Source organism: Pseudomonas sp. YuFO8 (assembly GCF_035065025.1).
Lineage (GTDB): Bacteria > Pseudomonadota > Gammaproteobacteria > Pseudomonadales > Pseudomonadaceae > Aquipseudomonas > Aquipseudomonas putida_AE.
This window is the reverse complement of sequence record NZ_JAXDEQ010000039.1, coordinates 23,906-45,191: the sequence shown is the minus strand read 5'-3', so window position 1 is coordinate 45,191 and position 21,286 is coordinate 23,906. Positions and strand designations below refer to the sequence as shown.

The 21,286-nt window shown below is 57.2% G+C and carries 20 protein-coding genes and 1 pseudogene; 7 read left to right on the top strand and 14 right to left on the bottom strand.

Annotation, left to right across the window (positions count from 1 at the left end):
- Positions 1-193 precede the first annotated feature (193 nt).
- Complete coding sequence (locus SOP95_RS25645) at positions 194-3,259, bottom strand: efflux RND transporter permease subunit (protein ID WP_274077182.1); 3,066 nt, start codon at positions 3,257-3,259, stop codon at positions 194-196.
- 6 nt (positions 3,260-3,265) lie between these two features.
- Positions 3,266-4,366, bottom strand: coding sequence for an efflux RND transporter periplasmic adaptor subunit (locus SOP95_RS25640; RefSeq protein WP_323608743.1), 1,101 nt, complete (start codon positions 4,364-4,366; stop codon positions 3,266-3,268).
- A gap of 93 nt (positions 4,367-4,459) precedes the next feature.
- Here SOP95_RS25640 and SOP95_RS25635 point away from each other — a divergent pair, with 93 nt between their 5' ends.
- On the top strand, positions 4,460-5,098 hold the full coding sequence (locus SOP95_RS25635) for a TetR/AcrR family transcriptional regulator (protein ID WP_323608741.1): 639 nt from the start codon (positions 4,460-4,462) through the stop codon (positions 5,096-5,098).
- A 121-nt stretch (positions 5,099-5,219) separates the two neighbouring features.
- On the opposite strand, the gene SOP95_RS25630 is transcribed toward SOP95_RS25635, so the two are convergent.
- Entirely contained in the window at positions 5,220-6,002 is a 783-nt protein-coding gene (locus SOP95_RS25630) for a class I SAM-dependent methyltransferase (RefSeq protein WP_406591885.1), read from the bottom strand.
- A gap of 93 nt (positions 6,003-6,095) precedes the next feature.
- Between SOP95_RS25630 and SOP95_RS25625 the strand changes: the two genes are divergently transcribed.
- Positions 6,096-6,719 (top strand): energy transducer TonB, encoded by a 624-nt coding sequence (locus tag SOP95_RS25625; protein WP_323608740.1) that lies wholly within the window; start codon positions 6,096-6,098, stop codon positions 6,717-6,719.
- Between the two features lie 3 nt (positions 6,720-6,722).
- Here SOP95_RS25625 and SOP95_RS25620 read toward each other — a convergent pair whose 3' ends face one another.
- The 7 genes from SOP95_RS25620 to ppc form a co-directional block, all read right to left on the bottom strand.
- Entirely contained in the window at positions 6,723-7,412 is a 690-nt protein-coding gene (locus SOP95_RS25620) for an extensin-like domain-containing protein (protein ID WP_274077186.1), read from the bottom strand.
- 2 nt (positions 7,413-7,414) lie between these two features.
- Positions 7,415-8,236 (bottom strand): isocitrate lyase/PEP mutase family protein, encoded by an 822-nt coding sequence (locus SOP95_RS25615; RefSeq protein ID WP_274077187.1) that lies wholly within the window; start codon positions 8,234-8,236, stop codon positions 7,415-7,417.
- A gap of 34 nt (positions 8,237-8,270) precedes the next feature.
- The gene (locus SOP95_RS25610) at positions 8,271-9,128 is read right to left on the bottom strand and encodes a DUF72 domain-containing protein (protein ID WP_414919780.1); all 858 of its coding nucleotides are present in this window, start codon (positions 9,126-9,128) and stop codon (positions 8,271-8,273) included.
- Entirely contained in the window at positions 9,128-9,433 is a 306-nt protein-coding gene (locus SOP95_RS25605) for a hypothetical protein (protein WP_274077188.1), read from the bottom strand. The genes SOP95_RS25610 and SOP95_RS25605 overlap by 1 nt, the downstream gene beginning before the upstream one ends.
- Positions 9,434-9,665: 232 nt before the next feature.
- On the bottom strand, positions 9,666-10,340 hold the full coding sequence (gene tsaB, locus SOP95_RS25600) for a tRNA (adenosine(37)-N6)-threonylcarbamoyltransferase complex dimerization subunit type 1 TsaB (protein WP_274077189.1): 675 nt from the start codon (positions 10,338-10,340) through the stop codon (positions 9,666-9,668).
- Positions 10,341-10,428: 88 nt separating this feature from the next.
- Entirely contained in the window at positions 10,429-11,076 is a 648-nt protein-coding gene (gene adk, locus SOP95_RS25595) for an adenylate kinase (RefSeq protein WP_274077190.1), read from the bottom strand.
- A 289-nt stretch (positions 11,077-11,365) separates the two neighbouring features.
- Positions 11,366-13,996: a phosphoenolpyruvate carboxylase gene (gene ppc, locus SOP95_RS25590; RefSeq protein WP_323608739.1), complete on the bottom strand. Its 2,631-nt coding sequence runs from the start codon at positions 13,994-13,996 to the stop codon at positions 11,366-11,368.
- 200 nt (positions 13,997-14,196) lie between these two features.
- Between ppc and SOP95_RS25585 the strand changes: the two genes are divergently transcribed.
- On the top strand, positions 14,197-14,505 hold the full coding sequence (locus tag SOP95_RS25585; RefSeq protein WP_323608738.1) for a hypothetical protein: 309 nt from the start codon (positions 14,197-14,199) through the stop codon (positions 14,503-14,505).
- A gap of 89 nt (positions 14,506-14,594) precedes the next feature.
- Positions 14,595-14,924: a hypothetical protein gene (locus tag SOP95_RS25580; RefSeq protein ID WP_323608737.1), complete on the top strand. Its 330-nt coding sequence runs from the start codon at positions 14,595-14,597 to the stop codon at positions 14,922-14,924.
- A gap of 81 nt (positions 14,925-15,005) precedes the next feature.
- Here SOP95_RS25580 and SOP95_RS25575 read toward each other — a convergent pair whose 3' ends face one another.
- The 4 genes from SOP95_RS25575 to SOP95_RS25560 are packed head-to-tail and all read right to left on the bottom strand — an operon-like array spanning position 15,006 to position 19,361.
- Positions 15,006-16,718, bottom strand: a complete 1,713-nt coding sequence (locus tag SOP95_RS25575) for a hypothetical protein (protein WP_323608736.1) — start codon at positions 16,716-16,718, stop codon at positions 15,006-15,008.
- Positions 16,718-17,713 carry a hypothetical protein gene (locus tag SOP95_RS25570; protein WP_323608735.1) on the bottom strand — a complete coding sequence of 332 codons (996 nt, stop codon included), beginning with the start codon at positions 17,711-17,713 and terminating at the stop codon, positions 16,718-16,720. The genes SOP95_RS25575 and SOP95_RS25570 overlap by 1 nt, the downstream gene beginning before the upstream one ends.
- Positions 17,706-18,113 (bottom strand): hypothetical protein, encoded by a 408-nt coding sequence (locus SOP95_RS25565; RefSeq protein WP_323608734.1) that lies wholly within the window; start codon positions 18,111-18,113, stop codon positions 17,706-17,708. The genes SOP95_RS25570 and SOP95_RS25565 overlap by 8 nt, the downstream gene beginning before the upstream one ends.
- A 60-nt stretch (positions 18,114-18,173) precedes the next feature.
- Positions 18,174-19,361 (bottom strand): hypothetical protein, encoded by a 1,188-nt coding sequence (locus SOP95_RS25560; RefSeq protein WP_323608733.1) that lies wholly within the window; start codon positions 19,359-19,361, stop codon positions 18,174-18,176.
- Positions 19,362-19,540: 179 nt separating this feature from the next.
- Here SOP95_RS25560 and SOP95_RS25555 point away from each other — a divergent pair.
- The 3 genes and pseudogenes from SOP95_RS25555 to SOP95_RS25545 all read left to right on the top strand — a co-directional run.
- Positions 19,541-19,639: pseudogene (locus tag SOP95_RS25555) on the top strand (pilin assembly protein); the annotation flags it as partial.
- A 312-nt stretch (positions 19,640-19,951) separates the two neighbouring features.
- Positions 19,952-20,359 (top strand): DUF4398 domain-containing protein, encoded by a 408-nt coding sequence (locus SOP95_RS25550; RefSeq protein ID WP_274077193.1) that lies wholly within the window; start codon positions 19,952-19,954, stop codon positions 20,357-20,359.
- Between the two features lie 59 nt (positions 20,360-20,418).
- Positions 20,419-21,216: an OmpA family protein gene (locus SOP95_RS25545; protein ID WP_274077216.1), complete on the top strand. Its 798-nt coding sequence runs from the start codon at positions 20,419-20,421 to the stop codon at positions 21,214-21,216.
- Positions 21,217-21,286 lie beyond the last annotated feature (70 nt).

Below are 21,286 nucleotides of genomic sequence, written 5' to 3'. Positions count from 1 at the left end.
CTCAGAACTCGTGAAACCGAATCTTGAGTACAACATCCGGGCCTCTGGGGCTCAATATCGGACGGTTCTGATATGGCTGTAGGAAATTCCGCTGGCTCGGGTTGGCTGTCAGACCGCCATCGCCGGCAAGCCAGCGCCTACAGTAGATCGGGTACAGCCGCGAGCAAAGGGTCGGCCCGAAGGCCGCCCAAGGTCAGATCGGCTCTTTCTTGACCCGGAACCAGGCCGCATACAATGCCGGCAAAAACAACAGCGTCAACGCCGTCGCCACAATCAAACCACCCATGATCGCCACCGCCATCGGCCCGAAGAACACACTGCGCGACAGCGGTATCATCGCCAGAACAGCCGCCAGCGCGGTCAACACAATCGGCCGGAACCGCCGCACCGTGGCCTCGATGATCGCCTGCCAGGGTTTCAGCCCGGCAGCGATGTCCTGCTCGATCTGATCCACCAGGATCACCGAGTTACGCATGATCATCCCCGACAGCGCGATGGTCCCGAGCATGGCCACAAAGCCGAACGGCTGGCGGAACACCATCAGGAACAGCGTCACTCCGATCAAGCCCAAGGGCGCCGTCAGGAACACCATTGCCGTGCGTGAGAAACTGCGCAACTGCAGCATCAGCAAGGTCAACACCACCACGATGAACAACGGCACGCCAGCCTTCACCGAGTTCTGCCCGCGTGCCGAGTCTTCCACGGTACCGCCGACATCCAGCAAGTAGCCGTCGGGCAGTTCAGCGCGGATCGGATCAAGTGTCGGCATGATCTGTTGCACCAAAGTCGCCGGTTGTTCCTTGCCATAGATATCGGCACGCACGGTGACGTTGGGCAGGCGATTGCGGTGCCAGATCACGCCTTCTTCAAAGCCGTATTCCAGGGTCGCAATCTGCGACAGGGCCACGCTGCGGCCATTGTCGGTCGGCACCGCCAGGCTTGGCAGCAGCGACAGCTCGGTGCGCTCGTGCAAGGTGCCGCGCAACAGGATCTCGATCAACTCGTTGTCTTCGCGGTACTGGCTGACGCTGGAACCGGTCAGCGAGCTCTGCAGGAACTTCGACAGGTTCGCCGTGCTCACCCCCAGGGCCCGCGCACGGTCCTGATCAATGTTCAGGTACACCACCTTGCTCGGCTCTTCCCAGTCCAGGTGGACGTTGACCACATGGGGGTTTTCGCGAACCTTGGCCGCGACTTTGCGGGCCAGTGCGCGGACTTCCTCGATGTGCTCACCGGTCACCCGGAACTGCACCGGATAGCCAACCGGCGGGCCGTTTTCCAGGCGCGTGACCCGCGAGCGCAAGGCCGGGAATTGTTCGTTGAGGGTGGTGATCAGCCAGGTGCGCAGGGGTTCGCGATCCTCGATGGTTTTCGCCAGGACGACAAACTGGGCGAAGCTCGCGGCGGGCAGCTGCTGATCCAATGGCAGGTAAAAACGCGGTGAACCGGTGCCGACGTAGGCTACGTAGTTGTCGATCCCGGCTTTGTCCTTGAGCAACGCTTCGAGGCGCTTGACCTCTTCGGCCGTATTGCTCAGGGATGCGCCTTCGGCCAGCTTCAGGTCGACCATCAACTCCAGACGGCCGGATGCCGGGAAGAACTGTTGCGGCACGAAGCGGAACAGCACGATGGAGGCAATGAACAGCACCACGGTCGCGGTGATCACGGTTTTACGCCAGCGCACGCACCATTCCACCAGACGCCGAACGCGCTGATAAAACGGCGTAGCGTAAGGATCGGGTTGGCCGGCTCCGTGTTTGGCTGCATGAATTTTCGCCAGGTCCGGCAGGAGTTTTTCCCCCAGGTACGGCACGAAGAGCACCGCCGCCACCCAGGATGCCAGCAGCGCAATGGTCACCACTTCGAAGATCGAACGGGTGTATTCGCCGGTACCCGATTGCGCGGTGGCGATCGGCAGGAAGCCGGCGGCGGTGATCAGCGTGCCGGTGAGCATCGGGAAGGCGGTACTGGTCCAGGCATAGCTCGCCGCCTTGATCCGGTCGAAGCCCTGCTCCATTTTGATCGCCATCATTTCCACGGCGATGATGGCGTCGTCCACCAGCAAGCCCAGCGCCAGCACCAGTGCGCCGAGGGAAATCTTGTGCAGGCCAATCCCCAGGTAATACATGCAGGCGAACGTCATCGCCAGCACCAGCGGAATGGCCAGGGCCACCACCATGCCGGTGCGCACACCGAGGGAGAAGAAGCTCACCAGCAACACGATGGCCAGCGCTTCGACCAACACCTGGACGAACTCGCCGACCCCGGTTTTCACCGCGGCCGGTTGGTCGGAGACCTTGCGCAATTGCATGCCGGCCGGGAGATTCTTCTGGATACGGGCAAACTCGATTTCCAGGGCCTTGCCCAGCACCAGGATGTCACCACCGTCCTTCATCGCCACCGCCAGGCCGATGGCGTCTTCAGCCATGAAGCGCATGCGCGGAGCCGGTGGATCGTTGAACCCGCGACGCACGTTCGCGACATCCGAGATGCGGAACGTCCGATCGCCGACGCGAATCGGGAAGTTCTTGATCTCCTCTACCGTCTGAAAATTCCCCGAGACCCGTAGCTGCAATCGCTCGCTGGTGGTTTCAAAGAACCCCGCGGTGGACACCGCATTCTGTTCTTCAAGGGCTTGTTGCACCGCCGCCAAGGGCAGCCCGAGGGTGGCGAGCTTGACGTTGGACAGCTCGATCCAGATCTTCTCGTCCTGCAAACCGAGCAGGTCGACCTTGCCTACATCCTTGACCCGCTGCAGCTGGATCTGGATGCGGTCGGCGTAGTCCTTGAGCACGGCGTAATCGAAACCTTCGCCGGTCAGTGCGTAGATATTGCCGAAGGTGGTGCCGAATTCATCGTTGAAGAACGGCCCCTGGATACCCGGCGGCAGGGTATGACGAATGTCGCTGACCTTCTTGCGCACCTGATACCAGAGTTCCGGGATATCCACCGAGTGCATGGAGTCACGGGCGATGAAGGTTACCTGGGATTCACCGGGGCGGGAGAACGACACGATGCGCTCGTACTCGCCGGTTTCCATCAGCTTCTTTTCAATGCGTTCGGTGACCTGGCGCGAGACTTCCTGCGCCGTTGCTCCCGGCCAGTTGGTGCGGATCACCATGGCCTTGAAGGTGAAGGGCGGGTCTTCGCTTTGACCCAGCTTGGTGTAGGACAATGCGCCGACGATCGCCAGCAAGAGCATCAGGAACAGTACGATCTGGCGATTGCGCAGTGCCCAGGCGGAAAGATTGAAACCCATCGGGGATTACTCCTTGTCCGCCAGATTGACCACGCGGTTGGAGCGATCCACCGGGCGTACGGCCTGCCCGTCGAGAAGCACATGGACGCCGGCGGCCACCACCCAGTCGCTGGCATTGAGGCCCTCGAGCACCGGAACGGTTTTCTCACCGAAGGCGCCGACCCGCACCGGGGTCTTCTTCAAGGTGTTGTTGGCGCTGACGACCCAGACGTAGGTCACGCCGTTTTCTGCAGTCAGCGCCGACAGTGGCACCGACAACGCCACGGCTTCGGCCGTCTGCACGAAGACACGGGCGCTCTGGCCGAGTTCGGCCGGCACCTTGCCGGCATTGAAGGCGATACGTGCAGCGAAGGTGCGGGACTTGGGATCAGCGGCCGGCGACAGCTCGCGGATGTGTCCGGCGAAGCGTTGATCCGGTTGCGTCCACAACTCCACTGCCACCGGCTGGCCGACCTTGAAGCGGCCGAAGCTCTGCTCCGGCAGGCTGATCAACACTTCACGCTCGCCATCGGTGGCCAGGGTGAACACTGTTTGCCCGGCCGCGACCACTTGCCCGACTTCCACCGCACGCTTGGCAACGATGCCATCCTGCGGCGCGCGCAATACCGCGTAACTGGCCTGGTTGGTCGAGACGTTGAATTCGGCCTTGATCTGTTTAAGGCGCGCTTCACCGGAGCGGTACAGGTTTTCGTGATTGTCGTACTGCGAGCGGCTGACCAGCTGCCGCTCCATCAGCGTTTTGTAACGATCACGTTCGGCGCGCACCATGTTCAGGTTGGCCTCGGCGGCCGCGACCTGGGCGCGGGTGGCTTCCAGTTGCAGGCGCACGTCCTGGGGGTCGAGTTCTGCCAGTGGTTGATCGGCCTTGACCCGCTGCCCTTCGTCGACCAGTCGTCGGCTGACTTTGCCGCCAATGCGGAACGCCAGGTCCGGTTCAAAACGGGCGCGCACTTCACCGGGATAACTTTCCATCGCCTGGGCCGAAGGCTCTGGCTGGACCACCATGGCCGGGCGCACGCTGGCCACGGGCGCCTCCTCGTGACCACACGCGGTCAATAAGAACGCCAGGCTGACTGGCAACGCGAGGGGCAAGGCATAGCGGAACATGGTGAAGGACCTTTCGCCAATGGTGCTTGGAATAATTATACTGACGAGTATGTTATTAATAGCAAACTCACCAGTCCAGTAATAAAAGCGAATATGCCGAACAATCTTTCAGCACCCAATGGCCCGGGCCGCCCCAAGGATCTGGCCAAGCGCCAGGCGATCCTCGATGCAGCGAAGACGCTGTTTCTGACCAAGGGTTATGCCAACACCAGCATGGATGCCGTTGCAGCGCAGGCCGGGGTGTCGAAGCTGACGGTCTACAGCCACTTCAACGACAAGGAGACGCTGTTCTCCGCTGCCGTGGTGGCCAAGTGCGAGGAGCAATTGCCGTCGCTGTTCTTTGAATTGCCCGAAGGCGTGGCCGTGCAAACGGTGCTGCTGAACATCGCCCGCGGCTTTCACCAGCTGATCAACAGCGACGAGTCGGTGAACCTGCACCGGTTGATCATGGCCCTGGGCAGCCAGGACCCAAAACTCTCGCTGATCTTCTTCGAGGCCGGGCCACAGCGCATGCTGCACGGCATGGAGCGGTTGCTGGCGCGGATCGACGAAAGTGGCGTGCTGAGCATCGATAAACCGCGCAACGCAGCGGAGCACTTCTTCTGCCTGCTCAAGGGCGCGGCGAATTTCCGCTTGCTTTACGGTTGCGGCGAGCCGTTGACCGGCGATGCGGCGGAGAGCCATGTGCAGGAAGTGGTGGGGTTGTTCATGCGGGCTTATCGGCCTGAGTGAGCCTGATGGATTTGTAGTGATTGTGCCGGCGTATTCGCGAGCAAGCCCGCTCCCACAGGATCCGAGGCGTTACACAAACCCCTGTGGGAGCGGGCTTGCTCGCGAAGCAGGCGACTCGGTCTTACGGCTTGAGCGCCTTCTTCGGATAGATGTCATACCGGCTGGATTTGCCATCCAGCGCATGACTCGGCTTCGGCCCTTCAATGCACGGCGCCTTGCGCGGGCGCTTCACCACCACCCGGTGGGTGGCCAGCGCCAACGCCGCTTCGAGCAAGGCCGGCGCATCCGGATCATCCCCCACCAGCGGCCGGAACAGGCGCATTTCCTTCTTCACCAGGGCGGTTTTCTCACGATGGGGGAACATCGGGTCGAGGTAGATCACCTGCGGCGGCTCCCCTTCCCAATTGCGCATCACCTCGATCGAGTTGCCCTTGAGCAAGCGCATGCGCGCCACGATCGGCGCCACGTCGAAATCTTCCGCGCCCCGGGCCAGGCCATCTTCGAGCAGGGCACCGATCAAGGGCTGACGCTCGATCAGGCTCATCTCGCAGCCCAGGCTCGCCAGCACGAACGCATCCTTGCCCAGCCCGGCGGTGGCATCCAGCACACGCGGGCGCACGCCCTGGGCGATACCGACGGCCTTGGCGATCATCTGCCCGCTGCCGCCACCGTACAACCGGCGATGCGCAGCGCCACCCTCGACGAAATCCACCCGCACCGGGCCGGGCGCGTCCGGCCCCAGCTGTTGCAGCTGCAAACCCTGGTCACCCACCTGCAACGCGAACTCGCCGTCCGCCACTTGCAGCGGCAGGCCCAGGCGCTCGGCCCATTGCTCGGCCTGGGGCTCGAAGGCCGCACCCAGCGCCTCGACATGGATGCGGCAGGCCGCTGGTTGATCAATCATCGGAAAACACGCTCAAAAAATTAATGATCGGCAAAAACGGCCGATAACAAAACTATCGAGCATTTTGCCAGAGCTGAGCGTCGACCGAGAGAAATGTCAGACATTCAACCCACAATCACAGGCTTTATCTCGCCCTACGGCGATTACAACCTGCGCAACACCCAGGCGCTGAGCGGCGTCAGTCACCTCTGGCAGGATTTCTTTGCCCGTGCGCTGGCCGATCAGTCGGGTGAAGCAGTGCTGCCTGAATCGTTGAATTTTCCACCGGTCGATCTCGACAGCCCGGTTGAGCCCACCGTAGGCAGCGACCTGCTGGCCCACATCGTTTCCCAGCGCGAATGCGACGTGAAGGACACCGAAGTCCGCCCGCCCGAGCCGCTGTTCCTGCCGATTGCCGAATTCGAAATGGACCTGGCCGACAAGCCGTTCCCGCCCTTCCCGCCTGAAGAAATCGTTGCCCAGCAAAAACAGCAGGACTTCGAGAGCGGCTGGGTGCGCCCGATCGTGCTCACCGGCGGCCAGCCGTTGCCAGAAACCGGCCCGGCGCCGCAACCGCGCCCACTGCACCTGCCCATCGCCGAGTTCGAACTCGAGCTGCTGGACAAGCCCTTCCCGCCATTCTCGCCCGAAGAGATGGTGGAGCAACAGAAACAGCTCGATTTCGACAGCCGCTGGGCACGCCCGATCGTGCTGCAGAACCTGCGCCTGGCCGCCTGAGCCTCAACGACAGACCCACCAAGGCCCGACATCGACATGAAAGTGATTGCGATGGGCGGCGTTGTAATCCGGGCTCAACACCACACTGAACAGGCCACAGGCGCCATCGCGGACCTGCCTTAGAAACGCGGCGTCCTGGTTACCCTTCGGCCAATCCTTGAGCACGCTGATGGTCCGACCGTCAGCCAGGCGAAAACCGGCGATATCCAGGGCATTAGCCGACGCATGCTGGCTACGCCTGCCATTCTCGCGACTGTAGACATTGCGACAGGCAAAGCTGCCGAGATGATCGACCCGCGTGACGGCTTGCCCATAGACCGCCTGCGCCGCGGGTTGCAGCGCGTGATGCTCGAACAGGGCGAACGACACCGCCAAGCGGCAACTGGCGAGGAAACTGCTGCTCAGGGCCACGTCACTGCCCTGGACACGCAGGGTATCGGTCAGCGGACATTTGGCGTCCGGGCTATCGGCCTGACGGGTCACGCGCAAACCGGAGCTGCTCAACGCCTGGTCGCACAGCTGCGGATCATCACGCAGACGCATCAGTTTGTAGCGGGTCAGAAGGTTAGGCTCAGCTTTCACATCGAGCGGCGCCCAGGGATTCCACTGTGGCGGCAGGGAGATCCAGCCGCGCCAGACGCCCACTCCCGCCGCTGCAATGATCAACAGCAAAAGCCACCCGCGAAACCGCATCGTCAGCCTTTGAAAAACTGATTGGCCTGGGCATACGGCATGGAGCGCGTCGTGAAGCCGAACGTGCCCGACGTCTTGATCTCCTCGGCGGCGCGATAGAACTCGCCTAACGCCGCCAGGGCCAGCGCCGAGCCGACACTGATGCGCTTGACGCCCATTTCGCCCAGTTGCTCGACCGTCAGCTTCAAGCCGCCGGACATCAACACATTGACCGGCTTCGGTGCCACGGCGCGGACCACGGCCAATACCTCTTCAGCGCTGCGCAACCCTGGCGCATACAACACGTCGGCGCCGGCTTCGGCGAACGCCTGCAAGCGGCGAATGGTGTCGGCCAGATCCGGATTGCCATGCAGGTAATTCTCGGCCCGGGCTGTCAGCGTAAACGCGAAGGGCAAGCTGCGGGCGGCAGCGACGGCAGCCTCGATACGCGCCACGGCATGTTCGAAGCAGTAAATCGGCCCCTCTGCACGGCCGGTGAAGTCTTCGATCGAACCGCCGACGGCACCGGCGGCCGCGGCTGCCAGAATGCTTTGTGCACACTCGGCGGGATCATCGGCAAAGCCGTTTTCCAGATCGACCGCGACCGGCAGGTCGGTGGCGGCAACAATCGCCCGGACGTTGGCCAGGGTGTCGTCCAGCGTCAGGCCGCCATCAGGTCGTCCCTGGGAAAAAGCGTAACCGGCACTGGTGGTCGCCAGCGCCTCGAAACCCAGGCTGGCGAGCATTTTCGCCGAGCCGGCGTCCCACGGATTGGGAATCACAAAAGCCCCTTGGCGTTCGTGCAGGACTCTGAACGCTTGGGCTCGAAGGGTTTGCGCATCCATTGGCAGGCTCCTGTGCAGGAAAACGAGTCCGCTGTCAGAGCAAGCCAAGTTGCTCGGCCGCGGGCTCTCTGTATAGCTCAGGCAGCGCCGGCAAGCCAGGCAGTCGCAACATCAGGCGTGTGTGAAAACGTTGCGCCAGTTTCGCCGCGAGCAGATTGTCGGCGGTGTGCAGGAAGATGTAGGGCGTGCGACCCTCTTCGATCCACAGGGCGATTTTTTCTACCCACGGCTCCAGGAACGGATCGTTGGCTTCAAGCTGCGGATGACCGATGAAACGCACCTGCGGAAATTGCGTGAACGCTGCCGGGCGTGGTGGCACCCGGGGTTTCTTCGATTGGGCGTGAAGCACCGAGGGCTCGGTCGAGGTACAGCTGAACAGCGCACGGGGATCGAGGCAGATACGTTCGACGCCGCGATCGAGTAGAAGGCGATTGAGTTCGCGCTCGCTGTCACCCTTGGCGAAAAAGTCGTCATGGCGCACTTCCACCGCCAGTGGCCGCTGCAGCCCATCGATAAATCCGGCCAGCTCCGGCAAGCGTTGTGGTGTGAAGCTCTTCGACAACTGCAACCACAGTGGGGACACCCGCTCACCGAGGGGGCTGAGTAGCTGGGTGAAGGTTTCGGCGGCGGTCAGTTGTTCGCGCAGGTCACCGCCGTGGCTGATCTCGCGGGGAAACTTCGCGGTGAAGCGAAAGTGTCCGGGCATGGCCTCGGCCCAGCGCTGCACGGTGCTGGCAGCCGGGCTCGCGTAGAAGGTCGTATTGCCTTCCACGGCATTGAACACTTGCGCATAGAGATTGAGAAAATCGGCGGGTTTGGCCGCAGGCGGGTACAGGTAATCGCGCCAGGCGTTTTCACTCCAGGACGGACAACCGAGGTAGTAAGGCAGCATCAGATGTACAGGTCGAGGCCCAGCACTTGCGCATCCCAATCGACGAAACTGGCGGTGCTCAGGTAACTGGCCAGCGCCGTTGCCACGCTCTTGCTCATCGCGCGGTGATAAAGCATGTCCTGCTGACGGGCGGGAAGATTGCTGAGCTTTTGCGCGGCGGCCTTGGCGGCACGGGAAGCCAGTTGTTCTTCGCTGGCAAACTCCAGCTCACCCTCGATATCGACGGACTCGTCATGCACTACCTGGTCTTTGCGAGGCTTGCGCTTGATGGGGTAGGACTGAGAGGAAACGCCGTCTATACGCATAGGTGCATGCTCGGTATCAGTAATGGCAGTCTAGTGGCACCCAGGCCACATCGCAAACCGCCTAGTGATAACTAGAACACATAAAAGGCAAAAGGTTTAAAAGCTGGAGTTACAAACTGACGATTGGCTTTGTGAGATAGATCGCCTTCGCGAGCAAGCCCGCTCCCACAGGGTTAGCGGAGATCCTGTGGGAGCGGGCTTGCTCGCGAATGGGACGACACGGTTTCGAGTATTAACGCGCCTTCGGCGTCGCTACCTTGTCCCGCAAATAAACCGGCTGCGCCTCATCCGCCACGATCGCCTCGCCCCGCGCCCAGGCAAACCGCGCCAGGGTCAGCAAATCTTCTGCATGGGGTAGCATGCCTTCATCCTGGCCACTCAGCTCGACAGCAATGCGCTCGGCATAACCCCAGCCGGTGCCTGCACCGAACCATTGGCCACTGGCATCGGCCGGCAAGGCAGCCGACTCCGGTGGCAATACCGCTTCAGCGCCGACCAGGCGCATCTCCCCCGCCGTCTCGCGGTAGCAGCCCCAATACACCTCGTCCATACGCGCATCGATGGCCGCCGCGACCTGGCTCACACCATGCTCGCGATAGGCGCGTTGGGCCAGCACGGCCAGGTTCGACACTGGCAACACCGGGCGATCGAGCGCAAACGCCAGGCCTTGCACCACACCGATGGCAATGCGCACGCCGGTGAACGCGCCCGGCCCGCGACCGAAGGCGATGGCGTCGACCGCTTGCAGGGTGGTGCCGGCATCGGCGAGCAACTGCTGGATCATCGGCAGCAGCTTCTGTGCATGCAGGCGCGGAATCACCTCGTAATGGCTCGTCACTTTGCCGTCATGCAGCAAGGCAACGGAGCAAGCTTCAGTCGCGGTGTCCAGGGCCAGCAAGGTGCTCATCGATGTATCCACAAGAGTGATCGGAAAAAAGTGCGTCAGTATAAACAACTACGGCCCGCAAGCGGGCCGTGGAAGATCAAGCGATTTTTCAGCTCAGGGCTGCAAGCACCTTGGCGGTGATTGCTTCAACCGAACCGACGCCTTCGATATGGCTGTACTTCGGCTTGCCATTGGCAGCCGACAGCTCCTGGTAGAAGGCCACCAGCGGCTTGGTCTGCGAATGGTAGACCGACAGGCGATGACGCACGGTTTCTTCGGTGTCGTCCTTGCGCTGCACCAGCTCTTCACCGGTGATGTCGTCCTTGCCGGCAACTTTCGGCGGGTTGTAGACGATGTGGTAAACGCGGCCGCTGGCCTCGTGAACACGGCGACCGGCGATACGTTGCACGATCTCTTCGTCTTCAACGGCGATTTCAACCACCGCATCCAGCTCGACGCCAGCAGTCACCAGGGCTTCAGCCTGGGGAATGGTGCGCGGGAAGCCGTCGAACAGGAAACCGTTGGCGCAGTCGGGCTGGGCGATACGGTCCTTGACCAGGGCGATGATCAAGTCATCGGACACCAGGCCGCCGGCATCCATGATGCTCTTGGCCTTGATGCCCAGCTCGGTGCCGGCCTTGACCGCGGCGCGCAGCATGTCGCCCGTGGAGATTTGTGGAATGCCGAATTTTTCGGTGATGAACTTAGCCTGAGTACCTTTACCGGCCCCGGGAGCTCCCAGCAGAATGACGCGCATCGATGTGCTCCTCAATTTTTTATTTAGATAACGTCAGATTCGCCTCGTGGGGCCAATCTCAAAAATAGGGTCGTGACCGCCCAAACGGCCAAAGGCTGCTCAAGATACACAGCAGGCTGCGCCCACACAAGCCGCCAAAAGTCGGAGAAACCGCTGCCTGTCGTGACCCTGTAACCCGGTTCCCCAAGTCGCAACCCCATCATTAACTGTCGCTTGGCAGCACTTTTGCACCCGCCATCGAAGCACATCCGACGCTCGCGCCGGATGCTCCAAAGCACGACAAAAAACCTTAGCCGGTATTGCGCAAACCGGCGGCAATCCCCGCCACAGACACCAGCAACGCCTGTTCTACCGGGCTATCCTGTGCCACATCTCGTTGCCGCGAGCGTGCCAGCAACTCGGCCTGCAATAGATGAAGCGGGTCGAGGTACGTGTTGCGCAAGCGGATGAATTCAAGGGTGGCTGGGCTATGTGCCAGCAGCTGCGACTGACCGGTCAGCCCGAGAACGATGGTGCATGCCTGCGACAATAGGTCGCGTAAGTGCGCGCCCAACGGCAGCAAGTCCGGTTCGACCAGCCGCTCATCGTAAGACCGCGCGATATCCGCGTCGGCCTTGGCCAGGACCATTTCCAGCATGTCGATGCGGGTGCGGAAGAACGGCCATTGCTCACGCATCTGCGCAAGCAGTTCGCCTTCACCGCGCTCCAGCGCCTTGCTCAGGGCCGCTTCCCAGCCGAGCCAGGCCGGCAGCATCAGGCGGGTCTGGGTCCAGCCGAAGATCCACGGGATGGCCCGCAGGCTTTCGATCCCGCCAGCGCGGCGCTTGGCCGGACGACTGCCCAGCGGCAGGCGCCCCAGTTCCTGTTCCGGGGTGGACTGGCGGAAATATTCCACGAACTGTGGATTTTCCCGCACCACGGCGCGGTAGGCGCTGACTCCGTCGGCGGCCAATTCGTCCATCAAGTGGCGCCACTCAGGCGTTGGTGGTGGTGGCGGCAGCAAGGTCGCCTCGAGTACCGCGGCCAGGTACAGGTTGAGGTTTTGCTCGGCGATGTCCGGCAGGCCAAATTTGAAACGAATCATTTCTCCCTGCTCGGTGGTGCGGAAACGTCCAGCAACCGAACCGGGTGGCTGCGACAGGATCGCCGCGTGGGCCGGGCCGCCACCACGCCCCACGGTGCCACCGCGACCATGGAACAACAGCAGTTCCACTTGTTGTTCGCGGCAGATATCCACCAGCCGCTCCTGCGCCCGGTATTGTGCCCATGCGGCGGCCGTGGTCCCGGCGTCCTTGGCCGAGTCGGAATAACCGATCATCACTTCCTGCGGGCCTTGCAGGCGCGAGCGATAACCCGGCAGCAGCAACAGCTTCTCGATCACCGGGCCGGCGTTGTCGAGGTCGGCGAGGGTTTCGAACAGCGGCACCACGCGCATCGGCCGCAGCACTCCTGACTCTTTGAGCAACAGCTGCACGGCCAGCACATCGGAAGCGGCACCGGCCATGGAGATCACGTAGGAACCCAGCGACGCCCCTGGCGCGGCGGCGATTTCCCGGCAGGTCGCGAGCACTTCGGCGGTGTCGGCCGAGGGCTTGTAGTGGGCCGGCAGCAAGGGCCGACGGTTATTCTGTTCGCGCGTCAGGAAGGTGATGCGCTCTTCTTCGCTCCAGTCCTCATAGCGACCCAGGCCAAGGTAATCGGTGATTTCGGTCATGGCCGCGGTATGGCGCGACGAGTCCTGACGCACATCGAGGCGCACCAGGAACAGGCCGAAGGTCACTGCCCGGCGCAGGCAATCGAGCAACGGACCGTCGGCAATCACGCCCATGCCGCACTCATGCAGCGAGTGGTAGCACAACTCCAGCGGGTCGAGCAGCTCGCGGTTGTTCTGCAAGACATCGGCCGGGGCAGGCGTCGGGGTCGACAACGCGGTGTGCGCCCAGTTTCTCGTCGCCCGCAGGCGTTCGCGTAGCTGCTTGAGCACGGCGCGATAGGGTTCGGCGCTGTCGCCTGCCTTGGCCTTCAATTCCTCGCTGGCCTGCTGCATCGACAACTCGGCAGCCAGGTGATCGACATCGCGCAGGTACAGATCGGCCGCCATCCAGCGCGCCAGCAGCAGCACTTCCCGGGTCACCGCCGCCGTCACGTTCGGGTTGCCGTCGCGGTCGCCGCCCATCCACGAGGCAAAGCGAATCGGTGCGGCTTGCAGTGGCAAACGCAGGCCGGTGGCAGCGTGCAGGGCCTGGTCGGCCTTGCGCAGGTAATTGGGGATCGCTTGCCACAGCGAATGCTCGATCACCGCGAAGCCCCATTTGGCTTCGTCGACCGGCGTCGGGCGCGTGCGGCGAATTTCTTCGGTGTGCCAGGCTTCGGCGATCAGGCGCTGCAAGGTCGACTTGATCTGCTCGCGCTCGGCGCTGGTCAGGTCGCGATGGTCCTGGGCTGCCAGTTGCGCGGCGATGGCGTCGTATTTCTGGATCAGCGTGCGGCGCGCGACTTCGGTCGGGTGCGCGGTCAGCACCAGTTCGATTTCCAGCCGACCCAGTTGCCGGGCCAGGGCCTCGGCGCCATGACCTTCGGCGCGCAGGCGGGCGAGCAACTCCGGCAGCACCCGCGCTTCGAAGGGCGCGGCCTGGGATTCTTCGCGACGGTGAATCAGCTGGTACTGCTCCGCGATGTTGGCCAGGTTGAGAAACTGGTTGAAGGCCCGCGCCACCGGCAGCAATTCGTCCTCCGTCAACTGGTTGAGGCTGGCGCTCAGTTCGGCGTCCATGGAGCCGCGGCGGTCCGCCTTGGCGCCCTTGCGGATCTGCTCGATCTTGTCGAGAAAGCCGTCCCCGTACTGTTCACGAATGGTATTGCCCAACAACTCACCCAGCAGGTGAACGTCTTCGCGCAAGCGTGCATCAATATCGGTCATCAACAGTTCTCCAGCGAAAAATCCGGTCGACCAGGAACCTTAAGAGTGCCGCTCCAGACCGGTTCTTACAAGCAAGACGACGAAGGGCCTGTAAACCTTTGGCGTTGAAGCTAGTCTCAAGAGTAAGCCGTACAACGGCTGTCGCCGGCGCCTGCCGGACATTCCCCGCCTGCCTGGAGCAGGAGCGCAATGAGGTCATTATGAAAATCCGCGAGCTTGCCAACCACTGGGAAGAAAACGCCAAAGGTCGTCTGACCGATACAGGCTATTCGATTCATCTGGACGTGGAGGCTGCCGCACGGCTTGCGGCGATCATCGAAATGTACCCCAAGCGCAGCCCCGAAGAACTGTTGGGCGAACTGATCGGGGCCGCCCTGGAAGAGCTGGAAAAAAGCTTTCCCTACGTGAAAGGTTCGACCGTGGTCGCCACGGATGAAGAAGGCGATCCGCTGTACGAAGAAAGCGAGCACGCAATAGGAAAAACTCAAGATCTCTTGAAAGCCGCCTAGAACGTGAGTTAGCGATCATTTCAGCGAACCTTGAGTGGTAAAGACAGTCACAGATTTACGAACACATCTAGCCAAGCCGGAGATACCCCATGGACACCTTCAAGACCATGCTCAGCAACTGGGAAAACAAGGCTCACGAAACCTCGAAGCTTGTTGAAATCACACTAACCATTCGCCAACAAGACCTAGTGAAAATCAAGGCGTTTGCGGAAGCCTATGGCCTAGATCAAAGCATCATCACGGAAGGTCTGATTCACTCTGCTATAAAAGAAGCGGAAACAGCCATACCCTACGTCAAAGGGTCTGAGGTGATCCGAGTTGAGGAAGGTGAAGAGGTTTATGCAGATGTCGGCAAGACACCTGCATTTGTCGAAGCGGAGATTAAGATTTTTAAATCTATGAACACTCAGCAGGAATAGCTATCAATCTGGATTTTGGGCGGTTTCGGCTTCGGCAGCTTCCTTCTTTTCCTTCTGAATTTTTTTCAATTCTCTTAGATACTATGGTTCATAAGACATAAATTTACTCATTCGTAGCTTATTCAGGGCAGTCGTTTCCGAAAGCTCTTTCAAAGCCTCAAATGTTTTAATGAAAATATCTCTGTATATCAAAGCATCATCTTGATTTGAGAAAGAAGTATTACCGAGCTTGAGTAACAATCGAGCATGAAAACTAAAAGCATGATCATTCAAGGATGCAAAATAATTATAGAAGTCATTACCATCTTTGCTAGCAAGCCCCTTGATAATCTCATAGCTATTATTAGGGTTTTCAAATGCAGCCTGCATAAACTCAGAAAAGCTACCTTTGAACACCAAGCCATCAAAGAAATCTTCTAAAGACTGTCTGACATAGGAATTAGAAGGCCATTGAATGATATCGTCTATATCAGTAACACCATGCTTTGGATAAACCTCAGAAAAGAATTTATCAATCACTGGCTGTATTTCAGCATCCCGACCAAGGCCATAATATAGAAAAGCAACCGAATCAAGGTCTTCTAAGGAGAACTTTTCAAGACCTACCTTAATGGCGTTTTCAAATGCTAAGAGAACCTCAGACTCGTTATCCTGAAATGATGAATTATAAATCCTCCAAGCATCACGTAGCAGAGCCACGTCCTTATTGTGTCGAATTTCCTGCTCAATTTCTTCTACAACCTTCTTTATCAAATCTTCGTCAGCGTAGCCTTTTTTCACAAGATTTATGATAGCCAAATCAAATTCACTGCATCTTATGAAACCATACTCTTGAAGAAACGTAGTTTTTTCGGCTTCTATTCTTATAGCCTCATCATCTTCATTTGTAGAATCAGAATCGGGTAAAGAAGTACGCCGGAACTGACCATGAGCAATGATAAAGTCTAGATCGACCTTTGAAGCGTCACCACCATATTTAGCTAAAACAGCCAATGGCAGAACAAGCAATGCCTTCTCAATTATGTGCTCGTTGCACCCCTGCAATGTTTTCTCAATCAACCCTACGAAAAAGTCAATTTTTTTCAGCAACCTTATATTGTTGATTTCGAGCTTCGTAACATTTTCAGCCAGAGTGCTGTGAAAGAAACTTCCAGAACCAAAAACAAGTTTAACCGACTCATCTATTGAAGGATTGAAGGTCACTTCATAGTCAAATACTTTCTCATGATAAGAGAAGAAATCATCACCGGATTTTAAGGTGCCGTCATTGAGCAGCATCACGACGCGGCAGTTTTTGCTTTCCACCAGAAGCGAGATTAAACCAAGCACCTCCCTATCATGCAGCCCTGACCCTTTCCGCTCAAAATCGTCTAGACAGATAAGCGTGTCAGTCACACGAATAAATTGAAGGCTTTCAACCATAGGCCCAATACCTTTAACGCCCAATGCTGATACATCATTGAACAACGATGAGCCTTTACGCATCCATCCTGCAAATCGACCTGAAATATCTTTAAGGTTTTCTTCAAACGAGCTTTCATCAGAAGCGATATGGGCACGTTCCCGGTAAACTTTGTTTTCGTAGATTGATTTCTTCAAGTCCTTCAGGCTGTTCAGACCAAAAAGAGAAACGTAAGAATAATTACGTTTATGAAACGAGTCACGGCTTTGAAGCACAACCTGTTTCCAGAGATGTGTCTTGCCTGTCCCCCAATCTCCTTTGAGAACGATAGCTCTATCTTTTTCGCCTTTAACGAAATCGACCAGAGCCGCCTTAACTTTACTTACTGACATCAGTTACCCCCGGTCTTATCATCTTCCTTAATGAATAAAGGATATTTTTGTGGCTGTTGAATAATAATGTATTTAACAAGTTTCTGACTAAGAGCTTCGTTCAACGCATTTTGAAAATTAGAAATGGAATGAAGGGGCGATTCATCAACGAGCAAAGATCGCCAATGTATATTATTTTCGGCATCAGACTTTTTTAGCTTCAACAAGGTTTCTATTGCTCTATGTGCGACATTCCCAACCTCGGAACGCACAGTAAAACTTTGCATAATAGTTTCATCGTCAACCTCAGTATTCTCATCTAGCTCGCAGGTATTTAATATTGAAAGAGTCCTAGGTGAGAACGTGTAATTTTTGTCACCATTGTAGTCCTGCAAATAAATATCTTCTATCCTAGTTCTCCAAGTCTCTGTATCGCCATCGCTTTCATGAATTTCATCTTTCCTGAATTTCAGGTGCAGCCCCACACCGTCACCTAGTTGGTAATGCATGTCACCCGCTAGCAAACTCATTAAGCTATTCGACAAAGCTGAAAAGAAGCTGACTCGATAGTTTTTATTAAATCTCTCAAATAGTGAAATATCGAAAAGCGTCCAAATGCTGTGATACTTCCACGCAAACAATATTGGTATACCCAGTAACTCACCGTACTTTATTAGTTTTTCCCTATCTCTCGCTCTGAGAGTTAGGTTTTTGTCCTGCTTAGTTTTTACTTCAATCAAAACTTTGTATTGATTATTATCCGTATTGAAAACGGCCAGCAAATCGGGAACCTGATAGATTTCTCGGGAAGATTTTGGTATTTGCTGCTGATCCAGTTTATGTACAAGCGAACACTTCCCAAGCCAGCTACAGATGACGGCGAATTCATCCTCAGCCGGTAGCCCTAGGTCGAGACGCTTCACACGTTGAATGACTTCTTCGGGATTCTCCCACCCACTCTGTTCAAGTGCTTCATGAAGAACGCGACTCCGATCCATCAGCATAAGCTCATCCATGTATAACGTCCTCATCACTGCAAAGCAGCGGAATCTCATCAGGAACAATGGAAATTACCGAATCACTAGAATGATTTGCTCTCCCCATACACCACAGAGACTGCCAGTCTTCTTCTCTGATACTTGAAAAGAAGACGATATCGAAACATCTTACTTTTTTAGACATCCTCGGCAACTGGATGATATTACCAAAAAAATCAATCGTGGGAGATTTCGCAATCACAATCTCAGCTTGTTCTTCTGAGCAGAAAACTTTAATAGCTTTGCTTTCTTTATCATCAATCCGTGCAGTGAAAATTTGCTCTCCATAATCAAGCTTGCGAATCACATCACCTTTGAAAAGCTGGGCGTAGAGTTCGATGCATCGTTCATCTTGCAGCGTCAAATCTAAGGTTTTCAATCTGAGCTGCTTAGGGATTTTTGAGGCAATAGTTCTAGAGCACTCAGCAACCTCTACGATTTACTTCAATCGAGCAAAAATTTCAGTGTAGTCATCATACGTCCCATCCCAGAGACGCATAGGTTCACCGTTAAGAACTATTTCAACTGAAATCCTAGACTTTGGGTATTTTACAACGAAGTCATAGGCTCGTTTAATACGGTGATAATACCTTAAACTATTAAACGGCTGCCCTAGCCAACCAGCAACGTCGAACGTATAGGTTGCGTCCACCTTGTAGCGGTCATGAATGAAATATTGATAAGTCAAGAATCCGTCTAAAGCAGAACCTTCAATATCAAATTGCTTTGTACCCTTCCCCATGAATGATTCAGTAGCAGCCAGCTCGAATTCTGCATCATCACTTACAAAATAGATGCACGTTTCAAGACGTCTTTTACCGGGAGTGAGCGTCAGCGTTCCCCCAACAATAACTTCATTAAGGTGTTCAAATAGTTTCGATCCTACGAATTTGAAATCCTTTGTAGGTATACGAATAGGTTCCCCCACTTCAGTCATGACTTGCCATGTTTGATCAGCAGAAGCATTGGCTTCATCATCATTAAAAACTATCTGAATTTCTGGTGCAGGGTCAGCGACTGGAATTAGCTGATGCACGACAGAACCACTTGTAGCAGTGACGACAACCTTAAAGTTTGGATCGATACCATTTATTGATTCTTCATAGCCTTCTACAACTCCAGAGACATCGAAATTTGCTGGACTACCTGCCTTCGTAATCAGGAAGTGGGTTGCTTCAAGAATCCCCGCACGAATTTCAGATTTGGCTTCAAATGGTGCCATAGGCACTACACCGACCAGCCTAGACACGTAGACCTGATGACGGGCCTTCATTTCTTTCAAATGAGCGACTGTGTGAAACGTCTCTTCGTTGTCGATAAGCTTGGAGCACGAGTAGCACATCCAGATACCATTATCGAAATGTCTTCTCTGAGCTTTCGTTTGGTTTGGGTCATATCGCTTGGCACCCGGCCCACTCGCAGCCGCACAAATGTGTGCAGCGACACCAATGCTATTTTTCCTGTCACCAGCATCTGTGGAGCCAATCGTGAAGACATGGCAACGCGAACAGAGGTTCGCCGCTCTCACAAGCAGCTCAATCTTAGTCACATCAGAAAAGTCGTCGCGGGTGCTTACGCTGATTCCTTCTTCAACAACCTTTGGTGCTCTGTTCTTCCGTGGTGCCATCGTTCATAACTCGCTATCGTATGAGCGGAATCCTGTACAGGCGTTTTAACATCGAACGCTCAAGCACACCAAGTAATGGTGCTGGGATTGCCACCCGGATACGACCACTACCCTCGACCGATTTGGACTGAGCTGGGCTGTGAGGGATAACCTCGGCCACGAAATTTTCCTTTGTATAACCTATATCCGAAGACATCGGCCCTACCCCACGTTTTCTAGCGTTGTCCCGTCGTCATCTGCACGACTTGTCGACCGGTAACGACAAGCAGAAACACTGATCCATCTGTGGGAGCGAGCCTGCTCGCGATGGTCGTGAACGAAACCGCGTGATGACTGAGTGCACGCGGCGCCATGTAGTCCATCGTCGGAACGCCGCCCGGAGCCGGCTCGCTCCCACAGTTACTTGTTAAGCCCCCGCCAAGCCAGCCACAGTTTTTTTCGGTAGCAGGCTAATTTCTCTGAACTTTCGAAAAACGCCTCGGGTCAACCCAGTAACCACGCCTGGGACGGCCGTATCAAAACGCCCCCAAAACGGTAGCTTTCGGCTCCTTGCCCAGGATGGATGTTCACGTTTCTCAGGAGTTAGCCCCATGGAGTTGAAAACGATGAAAACCCGAACTGGCACATTTTCTTCCCTGCACAGCCTGAAAATGGCGGCACTGGCGATCGGCGGCAGCCTGGTACTGGCCGGTTGCGCCGGTAACCCACCCAGCGAGCAATTTGCCGTCACCGAGTCCGCGGTCAACGACGCCGTCAGCGCCGGTGGTACCGAATTCGCTGCGGTGGAAATGAAGGCTGCCCAGGACAAGCTCAAGCAAGCCGAAATTGCCATGCATGACAAAAAGTACGATCAAGCCAGGACCCTGGCCGAACAGGCTGAGTGGGATGCTCGCGTCGCCGAGCGCAAAGCCCAGGCGATGAAAGCCGAACAGACTGTGAAGGACTCTCAGAAAGGAGTTCAGGAACTGCGTCAGGAAAGCCAGCGCACCGTTCAGTAACGGCGCGGCCCGACGTATTTCTTTTCGACTAAAAGGACGAAACCATGATTTCCAAAAGCATGAATTACAAACACGTGATGATCCCTGCCCTGCTGGCCGCAAGCGTCGCCCTGGCTGCGTGCTCCACGCCACCGAACCCCAGCCTTGAACAGGCCCGCACCAACTATGCTGGCCTGCAAGCCAACCCGCAGGCGAGCAAAGTCGCGGCGCTGGAAACCAAGGAAGCCAGCGATTACCTGGACAAAGCCGACAAGGCTTATCTGGACAAGGAAGACGCGGCCAAGGTCGACCAGTTGGCCTACCTGACCAACCAGCGCGTCGAAGTGGCGAAACAGACCATCGCCCTGCGCACCGCCGAAGCCAACCTGAAAAACGCTTCCGCGCAACGGGCCCAGGCCCGTCTGGACGCCCGCGACCAGCAGATCAAACAGCTGCAGGACAGCCTCAACGCCAAGCAGACCGATCGCGGCACGCTGGTGACCTTCGGTGATGTGCTGTTCGCCACCGACAAGGCCGAGCTGAAATCCAACGGTCTGGTGAACATCAACAAACTGGCGCAGTACCTGCGGGACAACCCGGATCGCAAGGCGATTGTCGAGGGCTACACCGACAGTACCGGTACCGCCTCGCACAACCAGTCGTTGTCGGAACGCCGAGCGGGCTCCGTGCGCATGGCACTGGTGAAGATGGGTGTCGACCCGACCCGCATCGTCGCTCAGGGTTATGGCAAGGAATACCCGGTGGCGGATAACACCAGTACTTCGGGCCGGGCGCAGAACCGCCGAGTGGAAGTGACGATTTCCAATGACAACCAGCCGGTGATCCCGCGTTCGGCGGTGAGTGCCAACACTCAGTAATCAGTCGTTACACAGCCCCTTGTGGGAGCCAGCCTGCTGGCGATAGCGGTGTATCAATCAACATCAAAGT

Bases quoted from the DNA above. Each gene is read 5' to 3' on its own strand.
- SOP95_RS25645 (WP_274077182.1), bottom strand. From the start codon at position 3,259: ATGGGTTTCAATCTTTCCGCCTGGGCACTGCGCAATCGCCAGATCGTA.
- SOP95_RS25640 (WP_323608743.1), bottom strand. From the start codon at position 4,366: ATGTTCCGCTATGCCTTGCCCCTCGCGTTGCCAGTCAGCCTGGCGTTC.
- SOP95_RS25635 (WP_323608741.1), top strand. From the start codon at position 4,460: ATGCCGAACAATCTTTCAGCACCCAATGGCCCGGGCCGCCCCAAGGAT.
- SOP95_RS25630 (WP_406591885.1), bottom strand. From the start codon at position 6,002: ATGATTGATCAACCAGCGGCCTGCCGCATCCATGTCGAGGCGCTGGGT.
- SOP95_RS25625 (WP_323608740.1), top strand. From the start codon at position 6,096: ATGTCAGACATTCAACCCACAATCACAGGCTTTATCTCGCCCTACGGC.
- SOP95_RS25620 (WP_274077186.1), bottom strand. From the start codon at position 7,412: ATGCGGTTTCGCGGGTGGCTTTTGCTGTTGATCATTGCAGCGGCGGGA.
- SOP95_RS25615 (WP_274077187.1), bottom strand. From the start codon at position 8,236: ATGGATGCGCAAACCCTTCGAGCCCAAGCGTTCAGAGTCCTGCACGAA.
- SOP95_RS25610 (WP_414919780.1), bottom strand. From the start codon at position 9,128: ATGCTGCCTTACTACCTCGGTTGTCCGTCCTGGAGTGAAAACGCCTGG.
- SOP95_RS25605 (WP_274077188.1), bottom strand. From the start codon at position 9,433: ATGCGTATAGACGGCGTTTCCTCTCAGTCCTACCCCATCAAGCGCAAG.
- tsaB (WP_274077189.1), bottom strand. From the start codon at position 10,340: ATGAGCACCTTGCTGGCCCTGGACACCGCGACTGAAGCTTGCTCCGTT.
- adk (WP_274077190.1), bottom strand. From the start codon at position 11,076: ATGCGCGTCATTCTGCTGGGAGCTCCCGGGGCCGGTAAAGGTACTCAG.
- ppc (WP_323608739.1), bottom strand. From the start codon at position 13,996: ATGACCGATATTGATGCACGCTTGCGCGAAGACGTTCACCTGCTGGGT.
- SOP95_RS25585 (WP_323608738.1), top strand. From the start codon at position 14,197: ATGAAAATCCGCGAGCTTGCCAACCACTGGGAAGAAAACGCCAAAGGT.
- SOP95_RS25580 (WP_323608737.1), top strand. From the start codon at position 14,595: ATGGACACCTTCAAGACCATGCTCAGCAACTGGGAAAACAAGGCTCAC.
- SOP95_RS25575 (WP_323608736.1), bottom strand. From the start codon at position 16,718: ATGTCAGTAAGTAAAGTTAAGGCGGCTCTGGTCGATTTCGTTAAAGGC.
- SOP95_RS25570 (WP_323608735.1), bottom strand. From the start codon at position 17,713: ATGGATGAGCTTATGCTGATGGATCGGAGTCGCGTTCTTCATGAAGCA.
- SOP95_RS25560 (WP_323608733.1), bottom strand. From the start codon at position 19,361: ATGGCACCACGGAAGAACAGAGCACCAAAGGTTGTTGAAGAAGGAATC.
- SOP95_RS25550 (WP_274077193.1), top strand. From the start codon at position 19,952: ATGGAGTTGAAAACGATGAAAACCCGAACTGGCACATTTTCTTCCCTG.
- SOP95_RS25545 (WP_274077216.1), top strand. From the start codon at position 20,419: ATGAATTACAAACACGTGATGATCCCTGCCCTGCTGGCCGCAAGCGTC.